Origin of the sequence: Streptomyces sp. NRRL S-495, assembly GCF_000966955.1 — a bacterium.
In the GTDB taxonomy this organism is placed as follows: domain Bacteria; phylum Actinomycetota; class Actinomycetes; order Streptomycetales; family Streptomycetaceae; genus Kitasatospora; species Kitasatospora purpeofusca.
Map to the genome: position 1 here is coordinate 1 of NZ_JZWY01000121.1, position 24178 is coordinate 24178.

The 24178-nt window shown below is 72.9% G+C and carries 14 protein-coding genes and 1 pseudogene; 6 read left to right on the top strand and 9 right to left on the bottom strand.

The window, feature by feature from the left end:
• On the top strand, positions 1-917 hold a 917-nt coding region (locus VR45_RS08995), incomplete at its 5' end, for an N-acetylmuramoyl-L-alanine amidase (protein ID WP_045939146.1).
• 124 nt (positions 918-1041) lie between these two features.
• On the opposite strand, the gene VR45_RS09000 is transcribed toward VR45_RS08995, so the two are convergent.
• The 4 genes from VR45_RS09000 to VR45_RS09015 all read right to left on the bottom strand — a co-directional run bounded on the left by VR45_RS09000 (position 1042) and on the right by VR45_RS09015 (position 6283).
• On the bottom strand, positions 1042-2073 hold the full coding sequence (locus VR45_RS09000) for a hypothetical protein (protein ID WP_107084141.1): 1032 nt from the start codon (positions 2071-2073) through the stop codon (positions 1042-1044).
• Between the two features lie 175 nt (positions 2074-2248).
• Positions 2249-3919, bottom strand: a complete 1671-nt coding sequence (locus tag VR45_RS09005) for an AMP-binding protein (RefSeq protein WP_045939147.1) — start codon at positions 3917-3919, stop codon at positions 2249-2251.
• 113 nt (positions 3920-4032) lie between these two features.
• The gene (locus VR45_RS09010; protein ID WP_045939148.1) at positions 4033-4623 is read right to left on the bottom strand and encodes an isochorismatase family protein; all 591 of its coding nucleotides are present in this window, start codon (positions 4621-4623) and stop codon (positions 4033-4035) included.
• 169 nt (positions 4624-4792) lie between these two features.
• Entirely contained in the window at positions 4793-6283 is a 1491-nt protein-coding gene (locus tag VR45_RS09015) for an MFS transporter (protein ID WP_045939149.1), read from the bottom strand.
• 245 nt (positions 6284-6528) lie between these two features.
• Between VR45_RS09015 and VR45_RS09020 the strand changes: the two genes are divergently transcribed.
• Together VR45_RS09020 and VR45_RS09025 are read left to right on the top strand one after the other, a co-directional pair.
• On the top strand, positions 6529-6984 hold the full coding sequence (locus tag VR45_RS09020; protein WP_045939150.1) for a MarR family transcriptional regulator: 456 nt from the start codon (positions 6529-6531) through the stop codon (positions 6982-6984).
• Positions 6985-7048: 64 nt separating this feature from the next.
• Positions 7049-8119 (top strand): TIGR03617 family F420-dependent LLM class oxidoreductase, encoded by a 1071-nt coding sequence (locus VR45_RS09025; RefSeq protein WP_045939151.1) that lies wholly within the window; start codon positions 7049-7051, stop codon positions 8117-8119.
• A 135-nt stretch (positions 8120-8254) separates the two neighbouring features.
• Here VR45_RS09025 and VR45_RS09030 read toward each other — a convergent pair whose 3' ends face one another.
• Positions 8255-8959 (bottom strand): ScbR family autoregulator-binding transcription factor, encoded by a 705-nt coding sequence (locus VR45_RS09030; RefSeq protein ID WP_045939164.1) that lies wholly within the window; start codon positions 8957-8959, stop codon positions 8255-8257.
• A 312-nt stretch (positions 8960-9271) separates the two neighbouring features.
• A pseudogene (locus VR45_RS09035) lies at positions 9272-9636 on the bottom strand (RidA family protein).
• 164 nt (positions 9637-9800) lie between these two features.
• Between VR45_RS09035 and VR45_RS43790 the strand changes: the two are divergent.
• The gene (locus VR45_RS43790; RefSeq protein WP_159394153.1) at positions 9801-10412 is read left to right on the top strand and encodes an NlpC/P60 family protein; all 612 of its coding nucleotides are present in this window, start codon (positions 9801-9803) and stop codon (positions 10410-10412) included.
• An 81-nt stretch (positions 10413-10493) separates the two neighbouring features.
• On the opposite strand, the gene VR45_RS09045 is transcribed toward VR45_RS43790, so the two are convergent.
• On the bottom strand, positions 10494-10991 hold the full coding sequence (locus VR45_RS09045; RefSeq protein ID WP_078896345.1) for a MarR family winged helix-turn-helix transcriptional regulator: 498 nt from the start codon (positions 10989-10991) through the stop codon (positions 10494-10496).
• 91 nt (positions 10992-11082) lie between these two features.
• On the opposite strand from VR45_RS09045, the gene VR45_RS09050 reads away from it, so the two are divergent.
• The gene (locus VR45_RS09050; RefSeq protein ID WP_045939152.1) at positions 11083-11493 is read left to right on the top strand and encodes a VOC family protein; all 411 of its coding nucleotides are present in this window, start codon (positions 11083-11085) and stop codon (positions 11491-11493) included.
• A 35-nt stretch (positions 11494-11528) separates the two neighbouring features.
• Here the strand turns inward: VR45_RS09050 and VR45_RS46765 are convergent, their stop codons facing one another.
• Both VR45_RS46765 and VR45_RS49995 read right to left on the bottom strand, forming a co-directional pair.
• On the bottom strand, positions 11529-11888 hold the full coding sequence (locus VR45_RS46765; RefSeq protein WP_045939153.1) for a hypothetical protein: 360 nt from the start codon (positions 11886-11888) through the stop codon (positions 11529-11531).
• A gap of 112 nt (positions 11889-12000) precedes the next feature.
• The gene (locus tag VR45_RS49995; RefSeq protein ID WP_045939154.1) at positions 12001-19281 is read right to left on the bottom strand and encodes an RHS repeat-associated core domain-containing protein; all 7281 of its coding nucleotides are present in this window, start codon (positions 19279-19281) and stop codon (positions 12001-12003) included.
• A 373-nt stretch (positions 19282-19654) separates the two neighbouring features.
• Here VR45_RS49995 and VR45_RS09065 point away from each other — a divergent pair, with 373 nt between their 5' ends.
• Positions 19655-23950, top strand: a complete 4296-nt coding sequence (locus VR45_RS09065; protein WP_045939155.1) for a LamG domain-containing protein — start codon at positions 19655-19657, stop codon at positions 23948-23950.
• Positions 23951-24178 lie beyond the last annotated feature (228 nt).

Below are 24178 nucleotides of genomic sequence, written 5' to 3' on the forward strand. Positions count from 1 at the left end.
TCCCGATCCAGTACGTCGGCGTCAGCTGGGACGGCCCCCGCCGCGGCGGCGCCATCCGGCTCCACCACGAGGAGACCGGCCCGGGCGCCTGGCAGCCGATCGTCACCGGTTGCGCGGGCGGCCCCGATGTCGCGGGCACCGCCGCGAAGGCCGCCCCGGTCTCGGCCGCGCTGGTCCCGGCCGGCGGGGCGGTCGGCTACGACCTGCGCCTGCCCGACGGCGCCACCAACCTGCGCTCCACCGCGCTGGACACCACCGCGGGCCCGGCCCGCACCACCACGCTCTCCCCGACCACGCCGGTCACCTTCTGCGGCGTCGAGTACCTGAGCCGCGCCGCCTGGGGCGCCGACGAGTCCAAGCGGTTCAAGAACGGCGTGGAGAACTCCCCCGCCAAGTACTACCCGCTGCAGACCCTGACGGTGCACCACACCGACACCGCGAACGCGGACCCGGACCCGGCCGCCACCGTGCGGGCGATCTACGAGTACCACGCGATCACCAACGACTGGGGCGACATCGGCTACCACTTCCTCATCGACGAGGCCGGCCGGATCTACGAGGGCCGCTGGTCCGGTGACGACGGCATCCCCGGGCACGACGCCAACGGCAACGCGGTGACCGCCTTCCACACCGCCGGCTTCAACTCGGGCAACCTCGGTGTCGCCCTGCTCGGCACCCTGGTCAACCAGGAGCCCACCGCCAAGGCCCGCCGCTCGCTCGCCCTGGTGCTCGCGCTGGCCGCCCGCACCCACGGGCTCGACCCGCAGGCGCACGTCACCTTCGTCAACCCGGTCAACGGGGTGACCAAGCCGGTCGACCTGATCAGCGGTCACCGCGACTGGCTGGCCACCGACTGCCCCGGCGGCATCATGTACGGCACCCTCCCCGCCCTGCGGGCCGAGGTCGCCGCGCTCTGAGTCCCGCTCCGGCGGGCGCAGCGCTCCGCCGGGCGCGACCGGTCACCGCCGTTCCGGGGCCTCGGGCACTCCCGACGCCCCGGAACGGGCCGGCCCGCGGGGACGGACCCGTGTCCGCCGCACCTCAGGGCGCCCCGAGCGACCGCCAGCCGGACCAGTCGCCCGGATCGGTCTCCCAGGTGTGCTGGACGCTGCCGTCGGCGAACCGCGCGAACACGTCCAGTCCTGCGTCGGCGTTCCGGGCCACGGCCGGGTCCCCGACCAGGGTGCCGCCGAGTGAGGCCCAGTGCGTCCAGCCCTGGCCGATCGGCCGCTGCGCGGTGTACTGGAGGGTCCCGTCGGTGCCCCGGGCGAAGAGTTCCAGCCGGCCGTCCCTGTTCCGGGCGGGCGCCGGAACGCCGGCCACCGAGCCGCCGAGCGACTCCCACTTGCCCGTCCAGCCGTTGCTGGCGGCGGTCTGCCAGACGTGCCAGACCGTGTTGTCGCTGAAGCGCACGAACAACTCCAGCCGCCCGTCGGCGTTCTGGACCACCGACGGGTCGTCGGCCACGCTGCCGCCGCCGAGCAGCCTGCCGACCTTCCAGCCGTTGATGAGCGGGCGCTGCCAGGCGTGCTCTATCTCGCCGCCACCGCCGTTGGTGAACACCTCCAGATGACCGTCGGCGTTCGGGGCCGGCGCGGGATCGCCCACCTCGTCGATCTCGATCGTCCCCCAGGAGGACCAGCCTCCCTCGGGCTCGGTCTGCCAGATGTGCTGGACCTCGTTCCCCGTGCTGTGGACGAAGACCTCCAGCCGTCCGTCGTCGTTCTGGGCGACCGAGGGGCTGCCCACCGTCCGACCGCCGAGCGACTCCCACCGCGACCAGCCGTGGTCGCCGCCGGGACCCTGGCGGATGTACCGGAGGTCGGCGTCGTCCCCGTTGTGGACGAAAACGTGGAGGCTGCCGCGGGCGCTCGGCGCCACCACCGGAACTCCCGTCAGTGTGCCGCCGAGCGACTCCCACCGCGACCAGTCCCGATCCCCGTCGGGGGTCACCTGCCAGATGTGGTGGAGGGCGCCGTCCGCCCCGCGGGCGAACACCTCCAACCGGCCGTCCGCGTTCGACCCGATCCACGAGTACGCGGTGGCGAAACCCGTTCCGACTGTCGTAACCATGAGACTCCCCTTCCCGGTGCGGCGACGCCGGCCACCGGAGGTCGAGCGGAGATCCGCGGGAAGCGCGTCGAGCGCAGTTCACCGACCTACAGGTTCGTCTACGATCCTATCCTCACCCGGCGCGCCCGTACAGCGACCCCGGGCAACCCTCCACCGGCCGGCCCGGCCGCCGCGCTCAGGCGTGCTCGACGTCCGCCGCGTCGGCCAGGCCCAGCAGTTCGACGGCCCGCTCCCGCATCTCCACCTTGCGGACCTTCCCGGTGACCGTCATCGGGAACTCCTCCACCAGGTGCACGTAGCGCGGCACCTTGTAGTGCGCGATCCGGCCCGCGCAGTACTCGCGCAGCGTCTCCGCGGTCAGCTCGGGCGCACCGGGCCGCGGCCGGATCCAGGCCATCAGCTCCTCGCCGTACTTGACGTCGGGGACGCCGACGACCTGGACGTCCAGGATGTCCGGGTGGGTGTGCAGGAACTCCTCGACCTCGCGCGGGTAGATGTTCTCGCCGCCCCTGATCACCATGTCCTTGAGCCGGCCGGTGATGTTGAGGTACCCCTCCTCGTCCATCACCGCGAGGTCGCCGGTGTGCATCCAGCCCTCGGCGTCGACCGCCTCCGCGGTGCGGTCCGGCTGGTCCCAGTAGCCGAGCATCACCGCGTAGCCCCGGGTGCGGAGTTCGCCGGGGGTACCGCGCGGCACGGTCAGGCCGGTCTCCGGATCGGCCACCGCGACCTCCAGGTGCGGGCCGACCCGGCCGACGGTGGACACCCGCCGCTCCAGCGGGTCCTCGGCCCGGGTCTGGGTGGAGACCGGGGAGGTCTCGGTCATGCCGTAGCAGATGGCGACGTCCCGCATGCCCATCCGGTCGACGACCTGCTTCATCACCTCGATCGGACACGGCGAGCCGGCCATGATCCCGGTGCGCAGACTGGACAGGTCGTGCTCGGCGAAACCCGGGTCGTTCAGCTCGGCGATGAACATGGTCGGCACGCCGTAGAGCGAGGTGCAGCGTTCGGCCGCCACCGCGCGCAGGGTGGCCACCGCGTCGAAGGCCGGGGCCGGGATCACCACGCAGGCCCCGTGCGCGAGCGCGGCCAGGTTCCCCATCACCATCCCGAAACAGTGGTAGAAGGGGACGGGCACGCAGATCCGGTCCGCTCCCGTGTAGCCGCACAACTCCCCGACGAAGTAGCCGTTGTTGAGGATGTTGTGGTGCGAGAGGGTGGCGCCCTTGGGGAAGCCGGTGGTGCCCGAGGTGTACTGGATGTTGATCGGATCGTGGGCGCCGAGTCCGGCGCCGACCGCCGCCAGTCGCTCCCGGTCGCCGCGCTCCCCCGCCGCCGCCAGCTCCCGCCATTCCGGCGAGCCGATCAGCAGCACGTCCCGCAGACCGGGACAGCGCGGGCCCGCCTCGGCGAGCATGGCCGCGTAGTCGGAGGTCCGGAAGCTCGGCGCGGCCACCACCGTGCGGATGCCCGCCTGCCGCAGCACGTACTCGACCTCGTGCGCGCGGTAGCCCGGGTTGACGGTCACCAGGATCGCGCCGATCCGGGCGGTGGCGTACTGGGTGAACACCCACTCGGGGCAGTTCGGCGCCCAGATGCCGACCCGGTCGCCGACCCCGACGCCGAGGCCCAGCAGGCCGAGCGCGATCCGGTCCACCTCCGCCGCCAGCTCCCGGTAGGTCCAGCGGCGCCCGCTCGGCAGGTCCACCAGCGCCTCCCGGTCGGGGAAAGCGGCCACCGCGCGGTCGAGTGCGACACCGATGGTGTGCTCCAGCAGCGGCACCGAGGTACTGCCGGCGCTGATGCTGGGGGCGGGGGCAGGCACGGGAGGGGGCGGGGTCATGGCAACGGCTCCAGGACTCGTCCGGGCACAGGGCGACCGAGTCTACGCAGACCACCACCCCCCGTCACCCGGTTCCGTCGGCCCCGTTGCGGCGGTGCGGCGACCGGCCAGGCTCAGGCCAGGACCACCGGGGTACCCGTCAGATCGACCCCGGCGGCGCGGAGTTCGCCCAGCGCCGTGGCGGTGGTGTCGGCGGCGACCCCCGCCGTGTAGTCGAGCAGGACGCGGACCGCGAAGCCCGCCTTCGCGCCGTCGAGCGCGGTGGCCCTGACGCAGTGGTCGGTGGCGATGCCGACGACGTCGACACCCTCCACGCCGCGGGCGCGCAGCCAGTCGGCCAGCGGGGTGCCGTCCGCGGCGAAGCCCTCGAAGCCGCTCTTCGACGCGGACCGGGCGCCCTTGAAGAACACCTCGTCGACCGCTCCTTCGGCCACGGCGGGGGCGAAATCGGGATGGAACTCGCCGCCCTCGCTGCCGACCACGCAGTGCACCGGGAAGGAGTCCCGGAAGTCCGGGTGGTCGGAGAAGTGCGGGCCCGGGTCGATGTGGTGGTCCCGGGTGGCGACCACGCAGCTGTACTCGCCGTCCGCGGTGCGGACCAGGTCGGCGATGGCGCCGGCCCGCCCGGCGCCGCCCTTCACCGGGACACTGCCGCCCTCACAGAAGTCCTTCTGCACATCGACCACGATCAGAGCCCGACCCATGGTGAAATCCCTTCCTCGGGGGGTGACTTGTCCCTCGGTATGGTCGCCCGCCCGAATCGGGGAGGACGGCGCACGCGCCGGGCACTCACCCGATCGGGTCCGCAGCGATCGGGTCCGCAGCTGATCGGGCCCGCACCTGATCGGGCAAGGCTCGCGGCCGCCCGGTCGGTCAGGCCGGGGTGCCGTCCTGGACCGGGGCGCTCCCGACGGTCCCGGCAGTCCCGGCGGACTCCTGGGCCGCGGCGGGCTCCTGGACGGCGCGGACCGGCGGCGCCGGGACGGTGGCGGCCACCGCCGCGGCGGCCAGCGCCACCCCGCAGCCGATCAGCAGGCCCACCCGGAAGCCGGTCTCGGAGGGCAGCACGTGCCCGCCCACGGTGGTGGTCAGCTGGGCGAGCACGACGCCCACCACGGCCGCGGAGACCGAGGTGCCGAGCGAGCGCATCAGGCTGTTGAAGCTGTTCGCCGAGGCCGTCTCGGAGAGCGGCACCGCACTCATGATCAGCGCCGGCATCGCGCCGTACGCGAGGCCCACACCGGCGTTGCAGATCAGCGTGACCACCAGCACGCCCCAGGTGGACCCGATCAGCAGCATCGACAGCCCGTACCCGGCCGAGATCGCCAGCGCACCGGCGACCAGCGTGAACTTGGGGCCGCGCGCCGCCGAGAGCCGGCCGCCGAGCGGCGAGACGACCATCATCATCAGGCCGGACGGCGCCATCCACAGCCCCATCGCGAGCATCGACTGGCCCAGCCCGTACCCGGTGGCCTCCGGCAGCTGGAGCAGCTGCGGGACGATCAGCGCCTGCGCGTACATGCCGAAGCCCACCAGGACGGACGCCGCGTTGGTCAGCAGCACCCTCGGCCGGGCCGTCACCCGCAGGTCGACCAGCGGCTCGGCGAGGCGCAGCTCCCAGGCGCCCCAGGCGAGCAGCAGGACCACCGCGGCCGCGAACAGACCGAGCGTCGTCCCGTCGGTCCAGCCCCAGTCACCGCCCTTGGAGACCGGCAGCAGCAGGCAGACCAGGCCGGCGCCGAGGCCGAGCGCCCCGACCGCGTCGAAGTGTCCACCGGCCGGGCGGGTGGTGGGCGCGGGCACCAGGAGGCGGATCATCGCCGCGACCGCCACGGTGAGGACGGCCGCGCCCCAGAACAGCGCCCGCCAGCTGGCGTACTGGGCGACGGCCGCCGAGATCGGCAGGCCGAGGCCGCCGCCGATGCCCATCGAGGCGCTCACCAGGGCGATCGCGGAACCGAGCCGCTCGGGCGGCAGTACGTCGCGCAGCAGGCTGATGCCGAGCGGCACCACGCCCATGCCCATGCCCTGGAGGCCGCGTCCGGCGATCATCGGCAGCACCGAGGAGGTCAGCGCGCAGATCACCGAGCCGAGCAGCAGCGGGACGCAGCACGCCAGCAGCATCCGCCGCTTGCCGAACAGGTCGCCGAGACGGCCGCTGATCGGCACGAACACGGCGGCGGAGAGCAGGGTGGCGGTGATCACCCAGGAGGCGTTCGAGGGGGAGGTGTCCAGGATCCTCGGCAGCTCGCCGATCAGCGGGGTGACCAGGGTCTGCATGATCGCGGCCACCGTACCGGTGAGGGCGAGGGTGGCGACGACTCCCCGGGTCCGGTCGGGGGCGGTGGTCTGTGGGGCGGCCATGAGCGGGGGCTCCTCGGTTCCGGTCGGCGGGCAGGGCGGGGCAGGTGCGGCGTGGTGCGGTGCGGCTTCGTGTGCTGCGGCATGGTCGTGCGGTGCGGCGCGGTCGTGCGCCGCGATGCACGTTCATATGCAGAGTACACATGATGTGTATCGTGCACATCACCGCGGCTGGGCGGCCGCCTGCCATACTGTGCGCAAACACCGCAGGTCAGCGCCCCGGAACCAGGGACGGGAAGGACGGCATCATGAGCGGGCCCACGGACGAGGTGGCGTTCGAGTACATGGTGCTCAGCCGGCACCACTACCTGAGCCCGGCCGGCGCCCGACCGGAGGGCAGCCGGCTCGATCGCAGCGCCTACATCCTGCTCAGCCGGATCCGGATGCAGGGCCCGATGTCGATCGGCGAACTCAGCGACGCCTTCGGACTGGACGCCTCCACCCTCAACCGGCAGACCGCCGCGATGACCCGGGCCGGGCTGGTCGAGCGGATCCCCGACCCGGACGGCGGGATGGCCCGCAAGTTCCGCACCACCGAGGAGGGCGAACGCCGCCTCGACGAGGACCGCGCCGCGCACGCCCACGCCCTCGACCTGGTGATGGCCGACTGGCCCGCCGAGGACGTCCGGACCTTCGCCGAGTTCCTGCGGCGCTTCAACACCGGCATCGAGCGCCTCGACGGCCGGCCCTGGCCCCGCGCCTGACCCACCGTCGCCCGGCACCCCGGCCCCGACGATGCCCGCCCGCCCCACCAGGAGCCCCGACCGCATGGACCGTCCGCAGGCCCCCGCCCTCCTCCTCGACGCCCTCGCCCCCGCGCACCCGGCCGGCATCCTCGACGCCGCCGAGCGGGCCGAACGACGGGGCGCGGACCGGCTGGTGGTCTCCGAGACCGCCTACGACCCCTTCCTGCAACTGGCCCGTGCCGCCGACCGCACCAGCTCCATCGAACTGGCCACCGGCGTGGCGGTCGCCCTCGCCCGCACCCCGATGACGCTCGCCTACCAGGCCTGGGGGCTGCACGCGGCCTCCGGCGGCCGGGCCGTGATCGGACTCGGCTCACAGGTCAAGCCGCACATCGAGAAGCGCTTCGGGATGCCCTGGGACCGGCCCGCCGCCCGGATGCGCGAGTACGTGCACGCGGTACGGGCGATCTGGCACAGCTGGCAGACCGGCGACCGCCTGCGCTTCCGGGGCGACTTCTACACCCACACGGTGATGACCCCGGTCTTCGCCCCCGACCCGATCCCGGCCGGGGTGCCGAGGATCCTGCTGGCGGGAGTCGGCCCGCTGATGGTGCGCACCGCCGGGGCGGTCGCCGACGGCTTCCTCAGCCACCCGTTCACCTCGGTCGACTACCTGACCCGGCAGGTGCTGCCGGCGCTGGCCGAGGAGCGCGGCGCGGCCGAGGCGGCGGGCGCAGCCTGGACCGGGCGGCCGTTCGAGATCGTCGGGAGCGTGCTCACCGCGACCGGACGCACCGAGGAGGAACTGCGGACCCACCGCGCGTCCGTCCGGGAGCGGCTCGCCTTCTACGCCTCCACACCCGCCTACCGCCCGGTGCTGGCCCAGCACGGGTGGGAGGACCTGCACGAGGAACTGCACCGGCTGTCGCTGCGCGGGCGGTGGCCGGAGATGGCGGCGCTGATCGACGACCGGGTCTTCGACACCTTCGCCGTCGCGGGCAGCGTCGAGGAGGCCGCCCGGGAGATCCACCGCCGCTACGCGGGCCTGGCGACCAGGGTCTCGGTCAGCCTGCCCGAGGACGCCGACCCGGACCTCGGCCTGGACGTCCTGGACGCGCTGCGCGCCCTGGACGGCCGCCCGGCACCGCACTGACGGAGCCGGGCGGCTACCCTCCGCAGTCGACCCGGAAGGGCGGTCCGGCCGGAAAACCGGACGCGCCGTATGGTTCGACCGCGCCACCCGCCCTACGGGTGAAGGGTCGTGACAGTGCCTCAGCCCGCGTCGACCTCAGCCCGCGTCGACCTCGGCGCCTTCCGGGCCGGCGTCGTCCGCCGCCTCGCGCGCCGCAGCCTCCCGCGCCGCCGTCATCTCGGCGTAGACCCGCGCACCCCGGTCCGGGGCCAGGTCCAGACAGGCCAGCACACCGGGGACGGCCACGCTCGGCATCAGGTGCCGGTACAGCGTCGAGACCCGGACGGCCAGGTCGGCGCGGCCGGTGAAGCGCTGCGACTGGAGCTGCACGCCGACCCAGGAGGCCGTCATCAGCCCGGCCGTGTCGGCCGGCACCACGTGCGGCAGCAGTTCGCCGCGCTCGCCCGCGTCGACCAGCAGCCGCTCCAGCCTGGAGATCCAGCCGGGCGCGGCGTCGATGCCCATCTGCTTGTCCGCACCCTGGTCCACCGAGAGCCGGACAGCCGCGCTGACCAGCGGATCGATGGGCACCAGATGCGTGACCACCATCCCGGTGTCCACGAACTCCTGGAGCTTGCAGGAGCGCTCCGGCACCGCCTCGGCCTCGAACTGCCCCTCGATCACCCCTTGCGCGAGCTCCCGCTTCGAGGCGAAGTGGAAGTAGACGGCGCCGCGCGTCACCCCGGCCCGGGCCACGACCTCCCCGATGGTCGCCCGCTCGTAACCGAACTCGTCGAACACCGAGGCCGCGGCCTCCAGAATCAGCCGCCGCGTCCGCAGCGCCCGTTCCTGTCGCGCCACCCCGACCACCCCCACCACACCCGCACCGAAACAAAACCAAACAGCCCGTATCTTACCCGGGGCGCGGGACCGCCCCGACGGCCGTACCGGCGAGGGCGCCCGCACACGGGCTGTCAGAGAATACCGACCGTGCGGTCCGCTCCGAACGCACACCCCGGCGCCGGCTCGCCCCCGCCCCGGTGCGGGGGCGTACTTCCGGGCGCGCCTCCCGGGCGTTCTCCGGGTGTGCTCCGGGTGAACTCCCGGGCGGCGACCGGCCGCAGAGGCCCGACCCCGCCCGGCCCGGCTTCACCCCTCCCGACCCCGCTCCGCTCACCCCGCCTCCGCCCGGTCGAGCACCGCGACCGCCTCGACCTCCACCAACTGGTCGTGGTACCCGAGCACGGAGACCCCCAGCAGAGTGCTCGGCACATCGTGCGCACCGAGGTACTCGCGGTAGACGTCCCAGACGGCCACCAGGTCGCTCTGCCGGGAGGAGGCCACGTACACCGTGGTGCGCACCAGGTCCGTGAGCGCGGCGCGTAGTCGCCCACGGCCACCGTGCGCCCCTCGGTGTCCAGCGGGCAGGCGCCGGCCAGCCAGAGCGAGCGGACCGGCACGTCGACGGCCGCCGCGTAGGCGTAGTCGACGGCCTGGGTGAGCCGGTGGTTGCGGATCAGCCTGACGGCGCTGCTCATGGGTGCCTCCCGGACGGTCGTTCGGTGTTGTCGGCACCATCGTTCGAAGCCGGGGACGGGACCGTCAATCGATTTACCGCGACACCCCGCTCGCCCCGGGCCCCGCCGGTCGGGAATTCACCTCTGCGGGTGATGGCGGCACGGGAGCCCGAACCGGGATCCTGGTGGTTCGCCGACGACCGAGGGGGCTGCCGTGCCGTTTCCGCACACCACCGGGGGCTGGGGCCGCCGCCGACTGCTGGGGGTCGCCCTGGGGGCCGGTCTGGCCCCGCTGGGGGCCGCCTCCGCCTCCGCCGCCGCCCGCCCCCGCGAGGAGGACCCGGGGCTCCCGCTCGGCCTCCGGGTCGCCACCGTGGCGACAGCGCAGATCGGCGTGCCGTACGCCTGGGGCGGCGGCGACCGGCTGGGGCGAGGAGAACGGCTACCTGAACGGGCAGTGCCTGGGCGAGAGCACGATCGGCTTCGACTGCAGCGGCCTGTCGCTGCACTGCTGGTACCGGGCCAGCGGCGGAGCGGTGGAGCTCGGCCACTACACGGTCGCCCAGTTCCACCGCTCCGCCCCGGTCGACCGGTCCGGACTGCTCCCCGGCGACCTGCTGTTCTTCTCCCGCCCGGACGCGCCGCTGCACCATGTGGGCCTCTGGGCCGGTGACGGCGCGATGATCCACGCGGAACGCACCGGCACCCTGGTGGCCCGGGTCGAGAACGTCCTCGACCTGCCGCGCTGGGCCGGCGAGTTCGCCGGCGCCCGCCGCCCCCTGCCGCTCGACCGCTGACCCGCCCGACCTGCTGACCCGCCGACCCGCCCGACCTGCCGACCGCCCGGCCTGCTGACCCGCCGACCGAGGCCGAGCGGGTCACGGGGTGCCCGGCAGCTCCGCGTGGATCCGAGCGAGCAGCTCGTGCAGGACGCGCCGTTCCGCCCCGCTCAGCGGGGCCAGCACCTCGTCCTGCACGGCCAGTGCCTCGGCGCGCAGTTCGGCGAGCAGCGCCCGGCCGGCCTCGGTGACGGTGACCGAGAGCCGACGGCGGTCCGCGGCGTCCCGGGTCCGTTCGACGTACCCGGCGAGGGCCAGTTGGTCGGCGACCTTGGCCATGTCACTGGCGTCGACCCCCAGCCGCCGCACGAGGTCCCGCTGCGCGTGGGGGCCGAAGTCGGCCAGCGCGGCGAGCACCGCCATGTCCCACAGCCGCAGCCCGCGCCGGGCGAGGCGTTCGGCGAGCCGCGAGCGGGCCGCCTTCCCGGTCCGGGACAGCAGGTAGGTGCTGAGGTCCAGCAGTGTCGGCGGGGTCGCCCGGACGGGTGACGGACCGTCGGCGGCGGGAGCGGTGGAGCCGGGTTCCTCTGAGGCCATGGGAGAAGTCTAGGGTGCGGCCCTATAGTGGGAACAGACCCACGATTTCAGAGCCGTAACGACCCCGCACCCGAGGCGAGGAACCCCGACCATGGACGCCCTGTACCACCGCCTGCTCGTCGCCGACTTCCCCGCCTGCTACGGCTTCTACCGGGCCGTACTGACCCCGCTGACGGGCGCCGCCCTGGTCAAGGGGAATCCCGACGGCCCCTACGCCACCTGGGACCTCGACGGTCAGGCCGTACTGTCGCTGTTCGACCGGAGCCTGCTGGCCGCCGCCGTCGGCACCGCCGCACTGCCCGCCGAACCGGCCGCCACCGCCCAGGACGGCACCATGCTGGTGTTCCGGGTCGAGGACGTCGGGCCGGCGTTCGACCTCTGTCTGCGGCACGGCGCCGACCCCGTCGTCGGCCCCACCGACCGCCCCGAGTGGGGGCCGGGGCTGCGCACCGCCCATCTGCGCGACCCGGAGGGCCGGTTGATCGAGCTTCAGTCGTACTGAGCCGCTCCGGCCACCGGTCCGGGCCGGGCGGGGGCTCAGCCGCGCGGGCGGCGCAGCATCTGCTGCGGCAGGCTGCCGGCGGTCCAGTAGCCGTCGAGGATGCGCAGCAGGCCCTCCGGGTCCCGCATCACCTCGGCGATCCGGTCGCCGTGGGCGTCGGCGAGGGGGTCGCGGTCGACCGTGCGGCGGTCGGCGGCGGTGAAGGAGGAGGCGTAGGCGTGGCAGGCGGGGCACCAGAGGTAGTTGATCATCGACGGGCCGCTCCGGCCGAACTCCTCGTGGTGGTAGGAGCGCAGGCCCGCGTGGTCGCAGACCGGGCAGATGCGCTCGGTCACCGGCAGGTCGAGCTGGTCGCGGAGTGCCTCGCGGTGGTTCTCGTCGTACGGCCGGGCCATCGGGCGGTAGTCCTCTCGGTAGTGCGGGTCCTGCGAGTGACAAGGTCGTGCGAGTGACACAGGTCGTGCGGGCGGCCCTACCGGTGAGCCGTGGGAACGGCTCGGTCTTGGGTCAGTCCTGTCCCGATATCCTCCGCCACATCATGATGCCGAAGTCTTCGGCGTCCTTCTCGGTCCCCGTGTCACCGTAGTTGCGCATCCGGTTCTGGTGGTGGGTCTCGTGGAAGAACGTGATCACGGCCTCCCGCATGTTCCGAAGGCCCTTGTTGGACATCTCGATGATCGGCAGTCCGTTGCGGCCGGTCTTGGGCTTCGCCGGGTACGGATAGCTCGTCCGGTACGTGTGCGGGCTGTTGCCGTAGTTGAGCTCGCCGGTGTTGCCGTCGATGATCCGTTCCTTGTGGACGACGTCGTACTTGTCCCACTCGGAGCGGTAGCCGGCCCGGGACAGGTACTGCTTCAGCCGACCAAGGCTCACGACCGGGCCGTCCGCGTACTCGTTGGGCTTCTTGTCGGGCTTGCTGCGGTAGGCGTTGCCGTCCTTGGTGCCCCCGTTGCCGGCGTCCGGGGTGGCCGCGGGCTCGTCGGCGCTCTTCGCACCGCTCTTGCCGCTGCCGCCCGGCTCCGTCCCGCCCTTGCCGGTGCCGGACTTCGGGGTGGACGGGGCGTCCCCGCCCTTGGGTGTGGTCGGCTCCGGATCGGCCTTGGTGGTGGTCGGCAGGTCGCCGGAGAGCAGCTTCTTCACGGCGCTGACCACGTCGTCACCGGACTCGACGGCGACCTTGACGGCCTTGACCGCCTTGACGCCGGCGCTGATCATCTTGACGGCCCCGTAGCCGTCGATCAGCAGTGAGCCGACCACGCCGGTCCACTGCCCGGCCACGTACGAGGTGGAGCTGGTGTCGACGCCGAACACGTTGGCGAGCGGGTGGTCGTCGACGTAGCCGGTGTGGCCCAGCCGGAACGGGGAGTCGTTGGAGTACCCCGTCATGTCGTTGAACACGTCGTTGTCGCCGTTGGCGATGTCGGCGAACGAGTTCCAGCCGTCGGAGAGCCAGTTGACGCTCCACTGCCACGGGTCACCGACGATGGAGTCGCCGACGCCGGTGAAGAAGCTGCCGACGTCGCCCCAGCTCCACCAGAGACCGTTGGGGTCGCTGCCGGAGGTGGGGTTGCCGGCCCCGTAGCCGTAGCCGCCCATCTGGTTGGGGTCGCCGGCCTCGAAGACCGGGTCCACCTGGAGGAAGCGGCCCTGCACCGGGTCGTACTGCCGGGCGCCGAGCAGGTCGAGGCCCGAGGTGGTGTCGGTCGGTCTGCCCAGGTAGCCCCGGTTGTCCGCCCAGCCGCCCGGCGCGGTGCCGCGCGGGTTGCCGTACGGGTCGAAGGCGCGCCGGGTGACGGCCAGGGTGGTGCCGTCCACCTGGAGTTGGGCGGTGCCCTGCGGGGTGGTGGGCTGGTAGCTGATCGTCCCCTTGCTGGAGCGGACCGTCACGGTGCCGTCGGGCGCACGGTAGTACCGCAGGCCGGTCACGGTCCTGGTGGCGGTGTCCAGGGTGAGCTGCTGGGTGCCGGAGAACAGGTAGAGCGTGGTGCCGGCCGGTCCGCGCTGGAGCAGCAGGCCGCCGTCCGCGTCGTACAGGTAGCCGGTCTGCTTGCCGTCGGTGGTGACCGTCGCGGTCCGGCCCTCGGCGTCGTAGCCGAAGGACTGGGTGGACGGACGGGCACCGGTGGTGGTCCGGGTCTCCACGTTCCCGGAGGCGTCGTAGCCGGGGGTCAGCACACTGGTCCCGGCGGTGGGGTTGCGGGTGGTGACGCTGGTGACCGCGGTCGGCTTCCTGGTCGGAGTGTTGCCGCCGCCGGGGTAGGCCAGGGTCTGCGTGGTGTCCTTCGCCGCGTTGCCGGTGACGTCGTGGCTCACCTGCTGGGTGCGGTCACCGAGCCGGTTGAACTGCCAGTCCAGCCAGTACGGGTCCGGGCCGCCGACGGTCGACGGCGTGGGGCGCGCGGTGTTGCACTGACCGACCTGGCCCGCCGTGGCGGCGGTCAGCCCCTTGGTGTCGGTCCAGGCGGTGACCAGCCGGTGCTGGGCGTCGTAGCCGAAGCACTGGGTGTCGACGGTCCGGTCGGTGCCGCCGCTGGAGCGGACATCGGAGACCGCGGTGACGTTGCCCGCCTGGTCGTAGCGGTAGGAGGTGTCGGAGATCGGGTTGGCGGTGTTGCTCTGCAGCGTGACCCGGTTGGTGGCCGGACGGCCCGTCGCCTGGTCGTAGGTCTGCGCGGTGCGCAGCTGCTTGGCCGGCGTGCCGAGGGTGGTCTGCAGCACCTGGCCGAGCGGGCTGTACTGGACCGTGGCGACGTACGGCCGGCTGGGCGAGCCCATGCTGACCAGGCCGCCCTCCAGGTTGTAGCCGTAGCCGACGGTCTCCGCCGGGAGCCCGCCGGCGGCGCCGTACTCGGACGAGGCCAGCAGGCCGACGGTGCTGGTGTACGAGGCCTTGGCGGTGTAGGTGCCCGCCAGCGCGCCCTCGCTCGACGGGATCACCGTGGTGGTCCCGGTCGGCTGGCCGACCGCGTTGTAGCCGTCGAACTTCTGCACGTAGGCACTGCCGGCCTTGCCGCCGACATAGCGGACGGACGCGACCGGCCGGCCCTTGCCCAGGCTGTCGTACGTCCACTCGGCCAGCAGCTTGGTCGGGTCGCCGGCAGTGTCGCCCGCGTACTCGGCGGTCCGGCGGCCCAGCCCGTCGTAGCTGAACGAGAGGCTCTGCTTGCGGGCGTCGGTGGTGCGGACCACCTGGCCGAGGTCGTCGTACCCGGTGCTGGAGTCCCCGGTGGACGGGTCGCTCTGGCCGGTCGTCCGACCCTGGAGGTCGTACGTGTAGGACCAGGTGTTGCCCACGGTGTCCTTGACCGTGGCGATCTGGCCGCGCGGCGTGTAGGTGTAGCGGGTGGTCAGGTCGGCGGCCGGGGTGGTGTTCGCCGTTCCGGTGGACCAGAGCTGGACGTTGGCGGCGTCGTAGACCGCGACGTTGTCGTCCGCCTGCACCTTGAGGTAGCCGCCCGCGTGTCCGGCCGTCCCGCTGGACCACAGGGTGGTCTTCCCGGTGGCGTCCAGGACCACGAGGTTGCCGTCCGCCTGCATCAGCGCGTAGGCGCCCGGGTGCCCGCCGGTGTTGGCGGACCAGAGGGTGCGGTTGTCCACCAGCGCGGTCAGCACGAGGTTGCCGTCGGCCTCCATGGCGAGCCGGACGCCCGCGGAGAGCACCGAGGTGCCCGAGGAGAGCCGGCTGCCGCCGTCGAGCTTGCGGTCCGGCGTGGTGTCGCGGACGGTGGTGGCGGTGGTCCGGCCGAGCGCGTCGGTGTAGGTGCTCTTCGCCTTGCCGCCCTGGGCCGGCGTGGTGTCGACCCGGTCGACGCCCCGGTAGGTCGAGGTGGACTTCCACAGCGTGCTGGCGAAGGACACCAGCGTGGTGGTCACCGGACGGCCCTGGCCGTCGAAGGCGGTGCGGGTCACCGACGGGCCGGTCCGGTTGGCCTCCGCCCACATGGTGGCGGACGGGGCGTTGGCGGCATCGGCGTAGGTGCCGATGCTGGAGACCGTCCAGCCGTGCGAGTCGTAGTAGGTGGAGGTGATCAGCCGGCCGGCCGAGTTGTCCGCCGGGGTGGACTGGGTCTGCCGGGGCTGCAGGGTGCCGTCGTAGATGGTGACGGAGGTGCTGTACGAGCCGTCCTCACGCAGGCCCTTGGTGGTCACCGAGGACGGCGTGGGGTTGTCGCCCGCGCCGTGCACGTCGTAGGCATACGTCCGGTCGGGGGTCTGGGTGGCCTTGTCGCGGCCGGGGGACCAGACCTTCTCGCGGCGGCCGAGCGCGTCGTACGTCGCGTCGGTGACCAGGTTGTTCACGTCCACCGCGTGGGTCACCGACCCGCGGCCCGGGGAGACCGTGCTGCTGGCCGCCCACTTCAGCGGGTTGCTGGTGCCGAGCTTGGTCGGCAGGACGCCCGACGGCGGGTCGTAGCTGCTGGTGGTGGTCCGGCCCGCCGCGTCCGTGCTGGCGGTGACCCGGCCGTACCGGTCGAAGGTCATCGCGCCGAGCACCTGGAACTGCGGCTTGCCGGCGGCGTCGTAGGAGGTGGCCGCCTCGGTCGCGGTGACGTTGCCGAGGGTGCGGCCGTTCTGGCCGAGCACGCCGAGCGTGCCGGGCCGCTCGACCGAGCCGTCGCCGTCGTAGTAGACCCGCTTGTGCGACAGCGTGGTGGTGCTGCCGGGCGCCGTGCTGCACGGGCCCGCGAGGCTGATCGTCTCCTTGGGATAGACCAGCATCATCGGGTTGTCCGACGGGGCGTCGGCGTACGTGGTGACGGTGCAGGTCCGCTGCTCGGGTGCCGAGAGGTCGCCCTCCTCGTCGGCCTTCCAGATCCGGCCGTAGCCGTCGAATGTGGTGCCGGTCCTGGTGGTCCGCCACTTGCCGTCCGACAGCAGCCCCATCGTCCGGGACGAGGTGGAGGTGATCCGGCGGGCGGTCGTGTCGGGCAGCGTGGAGAGCTTGTCCGGCGCCGGGTCCTCGGAGGTCCAGGCCTTGCGGGAGGCGCTGGCCGTGACGGTGGTGCCGGGCGGGGAGGTCAGCGTACGGGTGACGACGCTGCCGCCGGCCTGGCTGTGGCCCAGGGTCTGGTACGGGGTACCGGCCATCCAGGCGCTGTCGGTGATCTCCTCGTCCAGGACGTTCTTCACCTTGACGGTGCGCTTGGACCCGTCGGCCTTGTAGTCGCCGTCCATGCCCTGGAGGTAGGAGACGGTGCTCTGGGTGATCGGGTCCGGGGCCGCGCCCGTGGTGGTGGTGACGGTCCGGAAGCCGCGGAAGTCGTTCCACGTCCGGTGTTTGTCGTCGGTCAGCTCGGAGTCGTCCCGGTGCCAGGCGGCGCCGTCCGAGTAGGTGTAGCCGGTGACCTTGGCGGGCGAACCGGCCTTGGTCCGGTCACTGGAGGTGACCTGGGAGACCAGGGTCTTGTGGAACCAGTCCTCGATCGGCTCGACACCGCCCGGGGTGTTCCAGAACACCGGGTAGCAGGCCATGGTGTTGGCGTCGGCCGAGGCCGGCATGGTCTTCTTCTCGCGCGAGCACTCCGGTGCCCGGTAGGTGACCGCGACCGACTCACCGGTCTCGGTCTGCACGCTGGACATCCGCGGGTGGTACAGCGGCGGGGCGGCCGGGGTAAGGCCGTCGACCCGGTTGTCCATCTCGATGCCGACGAACTTGACCGGGTCGAGGCTGATCGGGCCGTCGCCGCCGGCGGAGGTGTCCTTGCCGGTGTGCACGATCTCCGAGAGCCACATCACCGACTGCAGCGAGCCGGTGGCCTTCGGGTCCTGGGTCTTGCCGGTGACCGGGTCGTAGGTTCCGCCCGCGTCCGAGAAGACCTGCTTCAGCTCGTAGGTGTCGACGTCCTGCCAGCCGGAGGACGTCCGGACCCTGGTGTCGACGCCCTTCAGCCGGTGGGTCTGCCAGAAGGTCGGACCGCTGATCAGGCAGACGCCCTCGGTGTCGCCCTCGTCCCCGATCTTGGTCTTCCAGTCGGAGGGGCAGTTCAGGTCGTACGGGGTGTCCGGCCAGTCCTTGGCGGTGTCCGAGGAGAGGTTGCCCTCCTTGCAGACGGTGTCCGAGGTGGTGCACCGCTGGGCCGTGCGGAAGACGACCTCGGCGGCCGGCTCGCGGCCCGCCCGGGCGTCCGCCAGCTGGTAGCCGTACGAGATCCGGGTGAGGTGGCCGCCCCGGACGTACTTGGTGAGGGTGCCGCCCTTCTCGTCCTTGTCCTCGTCGGGGACCTGGCCGAAGCCCATGTTGTAGTAGTTGGACTCGGTCGACCAGTCGTAGCGCTGCACGTTGCCGTGCGGGTCGACCACGAAGTCCAGGTTGAACCGGTAGCCCACCGGCCGGTCGCACCGGGAGTCGTCGCCCTGGTCCGAACTGTGGCACGGGTCGCCCGACTTGGGATGGTAGACCGGGATGCCCCAGGCGCTGTCGGTGGCGTCGTCCGCGGTGCCGCCGGGCGCGTGGTTGAGGCCCAGGTAGTAGGCGGTGCCGTCGGTCGTGGTGACCTTGAAGTACTCGCCCTGCCAGAGGCCGTTGGTCGCGCCGCTCAGCCGCTCGATCCGGGTGCCGTCGTCCGACAGCAGGTGGTAGAGGCCGTCGGAGTCCTTCACCAGCTGGCCGCTGTGGCTGCCGAGCGAGAGGGTGGCGTTCCAGCCGGCCCAGCAGGAGTCGCCGGAGTCCTTGATGCCCTGGTCCTTGCAGCTCTTGTAGGAGCGCTCGATGAAGCCGGGGCTGTAGGACCAGCCGTCACCGATCCAGGACGACTGGGAGTTGCGGGCCGAGGTCTCGCCGTCCACCGACTGCGAGTCGTAGGACAGGCTGACCGCCGGAGCCTCGCCCCCCAGGGAGGGCGGCACCGTCACCGGGTAGTGGTAGGTGAAGGCACCCGAGGCGGAGGCGGACCAGGCGCCCGAGGCGGACAGCGAGGTCGCGCCGAAGTCGCCCTGGGACCCGCTGGTGCCGGCCACGGCGGCCACCGCGACGCCGGCGGAGGACTGCGCGGCGGCGGTCGCGGCGGACGGTGCGGCGAAGACGCTGCCCGCCTTCGCGGCACCGGTCCCGGCGCCGGTGGCGGCGAGCGCGACCGTGCCGCTCAGTTTCCGGTTGACCGGGTCGTTGACCGCCTCGACGGGCGTGCGGGTGCGGCAGGCGGCGAGCTGCGGCGTGGTGAGCGCGCACGCGGGCATCGCCACCAGCTGCAGCCGGGAGGCCCAACCGCCGCCGTACGCCTGCTCGATGGCGCCGTAGTCCAGGGACACCGCGACGTTGCCGGTCTCCGTCCGGGCGTCGGCCCGGTCCAGACCGACCAGCAGGCCGTCCACGCCGGCCTTCTTGGCCTGGCCCCGGTCGGCGAGCTTCACCCGGACCGAGGAGACCGGGCTGACCGGGGCGACCGACGGCGCGAGCGCCTTGGCCCGGGCGCCGAGGGCGGTGGGCGCGGCGGGCGAGACCGAGACCGGCAGGTCGCCGGCCTTCGCCCCGCCGGCCGGCGCCGCCAGGCTGCGCGCTGCCGGGACCTTCCCCAGGTCGACGGTGGCGGTCCCGGCGGCCGGCCATCGCACGGGTTTCACCACGTGCGGGACCAACTCGCGGGCCCCCGGCGGGATCGCCGGGGAGACCGCGCCCCCGGGCCGGCTGTCGGCCGGGCCCCCGGGGACCTTGGGCAGGTCGGGGAGCGGGTCCGCCTCCCAGACCTTGTCCGTGTACTGATATCCGCCGACGATGGAGTCGGCCACGGCGAGCGGTGTCACCAAGGAGAGGACCGCGGCCGTCGCGACCGCGACGGTCCCCCGTTTCATCCAGGCCCGTTTCCGGACACCGCTGACTCCGCGCGTTCCTGCGCGCATGTTCAATCCCCCAGAGAACAAAAAACAGCCGGTGCCTGACGGACCACCAGCTGACGGCTCATTCGGCCGTTCGGAACCGTATTGCCATGGTCAAGCCAAGGCAATACCCTTCCCCAGCGGTCACTCCGACCTCTTTCGTCACACGGGCCCCAAGAAGCCTCCACAAGTGACACCAGGGCGAGCAAAGACCGCAAATCCGACACGTGGCGGGGGGCCACGGGGCGACCGCCGTGTGAGGAGAGTCACAGCGGCGCCCGGGGCAGCCCGCCTCCGGTCCCTGAAAGGGCGATCCATGGGGGAGCACCTCCGCGCCCGGAGAAATCCGGTGCGCTCACTGACACGCCGTCTGGCGCTGTCGGCCGCGGTCACCGGCCTGCTGCTCGGCAGTGCCGGTCCCGCGCTGGCGGACGACCCGGCCGCCGGCGCCGCGGGCCCGACCGGCGCGACCACCCCGGCGGCCTCACCGCTGGCGGCCGCCAGGGCCGAGGCCGCCCGGACCGGCGCGCCGGTCACCGTCGACAGTCTGACCACCGAGACCGCGCAGACCGTCGCCAACGCCGACGGCACCTTCAGCGTCACCACCCACCTGCAGCCCGCCCGGGTGCGCAAGGACGGTCACTGGAAGGACGTCGACGCCGCCCTCACCAGGAACGGCGACGGCACCCTCTCCCCCGCGGCCACCCCCTCCGGGCTGACCCTCTCCGGCGGGGGCGGCGGACCGCTGGCCACCCTCACCGACACCGAGGGACGCAAGCTCTCCTACACCCTGCCCTTCCCGCTCCCCGCCCCGGTGGTGACCGGCAGCACCGCGCGGTACAACGGCGTCCTGCCGGGCGTCGACCTCAAGGTCACCAGCACCGACCAGGGCGGCTTCCACGAGGTGCTGATCGTCCACGACGCCGCGGCGGCCGCCGACCCGGCGCTCGCCGCGCTCAAGTTGACCACCCGGGTCAGCGGGGGCCTGTCGCTGACGGCCGACCAGGACGGCCGGGTGGCGGTCACCGCCGCCGACGGCAGCGCGGTGTTCCGCTCGCCGACCCCGCTGATGTGGGACTCCGCCACGACGCCCGGCCCGGCCTCCGCGCCGGCCGTGCCCGCCGCACCGGCGTCCAAGCCGCTCGCCGGGCCGCAGGCCGCGTCGCGCGCCGACGCCCCCGCGGGCAACCTCCCCACCGACCCCGGACCCACCGGCACCGAACCCGCCACGGCCTCCACCCCTGAGCAGCCGGGCAGCTCCGCTCAGGTCAAGCGGATCGCGGTGACCCAGCAGGCCGACACCCTGACCCTGGTGCCGGACGCCGGGCTGCTGGGCGGCGCCGACACCGTCTGGCCGCTGTACATCGACCCGTACACCAGCCCCGTCACCAGCAAGAAGAGCCACTTCATCACCGTCAAGGAGGGCTGTGCGGGCCAGAGCCCCTACGACGACGCCCAGGACAACGGCGAGGGCGTCGGCTACCAGCGCTGGCAGGACTGCTTCGGCCTCAACCGCGCCTACTTCGAGCTGAACATCGCCAATCTCGACAAGAAGATGGTGATCTCCAAGTCGGTCGTCCACCTGACCTCGACCTACGGGGCCTCGTTCGACTGCGACAACGAGAGCGACATCCGGCTCGCGACGGTGACCGGGATCAGCGGGTCCACCACCTGGACCCACCAGCCCACCGTCACCGGTGACGGCTACATCGGCGGCACCCAGAAGGTCAAGAGCTCCAACATCAGCCAGAAGTGCGGCAACCACGCGCTCAGCTTCGACGTCACCGGGCAGATCCGGAAGCTCTCGGGCGTCAAGGACAGCTGGACCTTCGGCCTCTGGGGCAACGAGTCCAAGTCGACCGGCAACAACGACTTCGTCCGCTTCGCCAACAACCCTTACCTGACCACGGTGTTCGACATCGCCCCCGAGGTCCCGGACGGCCTGGGCACCACCCCGGCCACCCGCGCCCCCGCGAGCAACGGCTGCGGCGGCGCGGCGGACGGCTGGATCGGCCAGTCCGGCCTGGCCGGGGACGCCTCCGACATCACCCTCGACGCACACCTCAACACCGAGATGAGCGGGGTCAACCTCCGCTCCCGGTACGAGATCTGGGACACCAAGACCGCGGCCGCCGACGGCGGCTCGACCGACCGGGGCGCCCCGGTCAGCGGCTGGGTCAGCGACGGCGGCACCACCCGGGTCAACATCGGCTTCAAGGTCGCCGACGGCCACCAGTACGGCTGGCACGTCAAGGCCGAGGACGGCACCCTGGCGAGCGGCTGGTCCCCCAACTGCTACTTCAAGGTCGACCTGAGCGCGCCCAGCATCCCCTCCTTCACCGACTCGCCGGTCTTCCCGCCGCTCGGCGGCGACAAGGCGCCCACCGGCCACGCCGGTGACACCGGCGTCAGGATCGCGGTGACGGCCAACGACCCGACGCCCACCGGCTGCACCCGGGGAAGCTGCGTCAGCAGCGGCATCGACCGCTTCGAGTACGCGCTGGACACCAACATCCCGGCCAACGGCGCCGCCTCGGTCAACGCCGTGGCCACCACCGGCGGCAGCGCCGGCGCCGAGGTCCCGATCGTGCTGAGCGCCGCCCAGTGGGGCGCGCACACGCTGTTCGTCCGGGCCGTGGACAACGCCGGCAACACCCAGGGCACCGTCGGCCAGTACAGCTTCTTCGCCCCCTGGAACCCCGCCGCCAAGGTGACCGCGGGTGACCTCGACGGCGACGCGGTGCCCGACCTGGTCGCCCCGACCACCGACGGCGACCTCGTCCTGGTCCGCGGCAACGCCGACCCGGCCGGTCCTCCGGTCAGCGCCTCCACCAAGGCCCAGAGCCCGGACGGCACCGGGTGGGACAACTACCTGATCGCCCACCGCGGCACCGCCACCGGCACCAACGTCGACGACCTGTTCGCCTACTCCAAGACGACCCACGAGCTGTACCTCTACCAGAACGACGCGGTGACGCCCGGCGGTGCGACAGGGCGCTTCACGCTCACCCAGAACGTGGTGCCCCTCCGGAACTCGGGCTCCTGCCCGGCCAAGGGCTCGGACGGCACCTGGAACAACGTCACCCAGATCCTCGCCCCCGGCAAGCTCGCCCAGTTCGCCGACGCCCCCGACCTGATCACCGTCGACAAGGGCGAACTCTGGTACTTCCCCGGGACGTTCCAGGCCGGCTGCAACCTCGCGGCCGGTGTGCGGATCGGCACCGGCGACTGGTCCCGCACCACCCTGGTCGCCCCCGGCTCGGTGGGCGGCGTGCCGACCCTGTGGGCCCGTGACGACGCCACCGGCGCGGTCAGCAGCTTCCCGCTCACCTTCGACGGCGGTGTGCCGACCACCCGGATCGCCGCACCGGGCCACGCCCCGCTGGTCTCCGGCATCCTCGACACCGCCGGCAAGAACCTCTGCCTGGACATCGCCGGCGGCAAGACCGTCAACGGCACCGCGGCCTGGATGTACACCTGCAACGGCACCGACGCGCAGCAGTTCACGCTCGGCGCCGACGGCAGCGTCCACGCCCTCGGCAAGTGCCTGGACGTGAAGGGCGGCGACACCGGCAACGGCACGCCGGTCCAGCTCTACCAGTGCAACAACTCCGGCGCCCAGCAGTGGGCCCCGGGCCCCTACCCGGGCACCCTGAAGAACACGCAGTCCGGCCGCTGCCTGGCCGACCCGGCGGGCAACCGCAACCCGCGCACCCAGACGATCATCTGGGACTGCCTGAACATCGCCGACCAGAAGTGGGCCGCCACCACCGGCAACGTGCTGCCCACCGCGCAGAAGGTGCTGCCGCTCGGCGTCGGCGAGCGGGACCACCCGACCGTCGCCTCCCCGGGCGACGTGCAGGGCACCGGGTTCCCCGCGCTCTACGCCGGCTCCCGCTCCGGCCGACTGACCGAGTACCCGGGCGCCGCGCCGACCGGCGGCCTCGCCGCCGTCGGGGCCCCGGTCGGCATCGGCAACGTCCGTCAGCCCTCCGCCTGGTGGAAGCTCGACACCACCGCGGACAGCATCCGCCCGAGCGGTGGCCTCACCCTCACCGGCGGCGCGGCCCTCGGCACCGACCCGGCGCGCGGCGGGGTCCTGACCCTCAACGGCTCCACCGGGTACGCCGTGACCGCAGGTCCGGCGGTGGACACCGGCCGCAGCTACACGGTGTCGGCCTGGGTGAAGCTCACCAGCCTCACCGACAACTCCACCTTCGTGTCGCAGTCCGGCACCAACGCCAACGCCCTCCAGCTGTACTACTCCAGCGGGGCCCACGCGTTCGCCTTCGGACACGCCCACACGGACGACACCGCCGGCGCCTTCACCAGCGCCTACGGACCCACCACCGGCGCGCTGGCACCGAAGACCGACACCTGGTACCACCTGGTGGGCGTCTACGACGCGGACTCCGCGGACCTGCGCCTCTACGTCAACGGCGAGGCCGCGGCCACCGCCGACTACGCGGGCACCGTCTGGAACGCGACCGGCCCGCTGCAGCTCGGCCGCCGCCTCTACAAGGGCGCCTACGGGGAGTACGCCGCCGGCCGGATCGCCGACGTCCAGCTCTACCCCGAGGCGCTCACCGCCATCGGCGTCGCCTCCCTCGACGGCAAGCGGCCCGTCCCGACCCGGCTGAGCTGACCCCCGCCCCGGCCACCGCGGCCCGTCCGCCCCGCACCGGGGCGGACGGGCCGCAGTCGTTCGCGGGTGCCGCCGGCCGGGGGCGCGGGCCGGCGGAACCGCCGTGATCCGAGAGGCGCGCCCTACCGCGGGGCGTCCAGGTGGTAGAGCGCCGAGCAGGTCCGGCCGTGCAGCGGGACGACCTGGCGGGCGGCGACCGGGTGTGGCCGACCGCGGCCGTGCAGTACC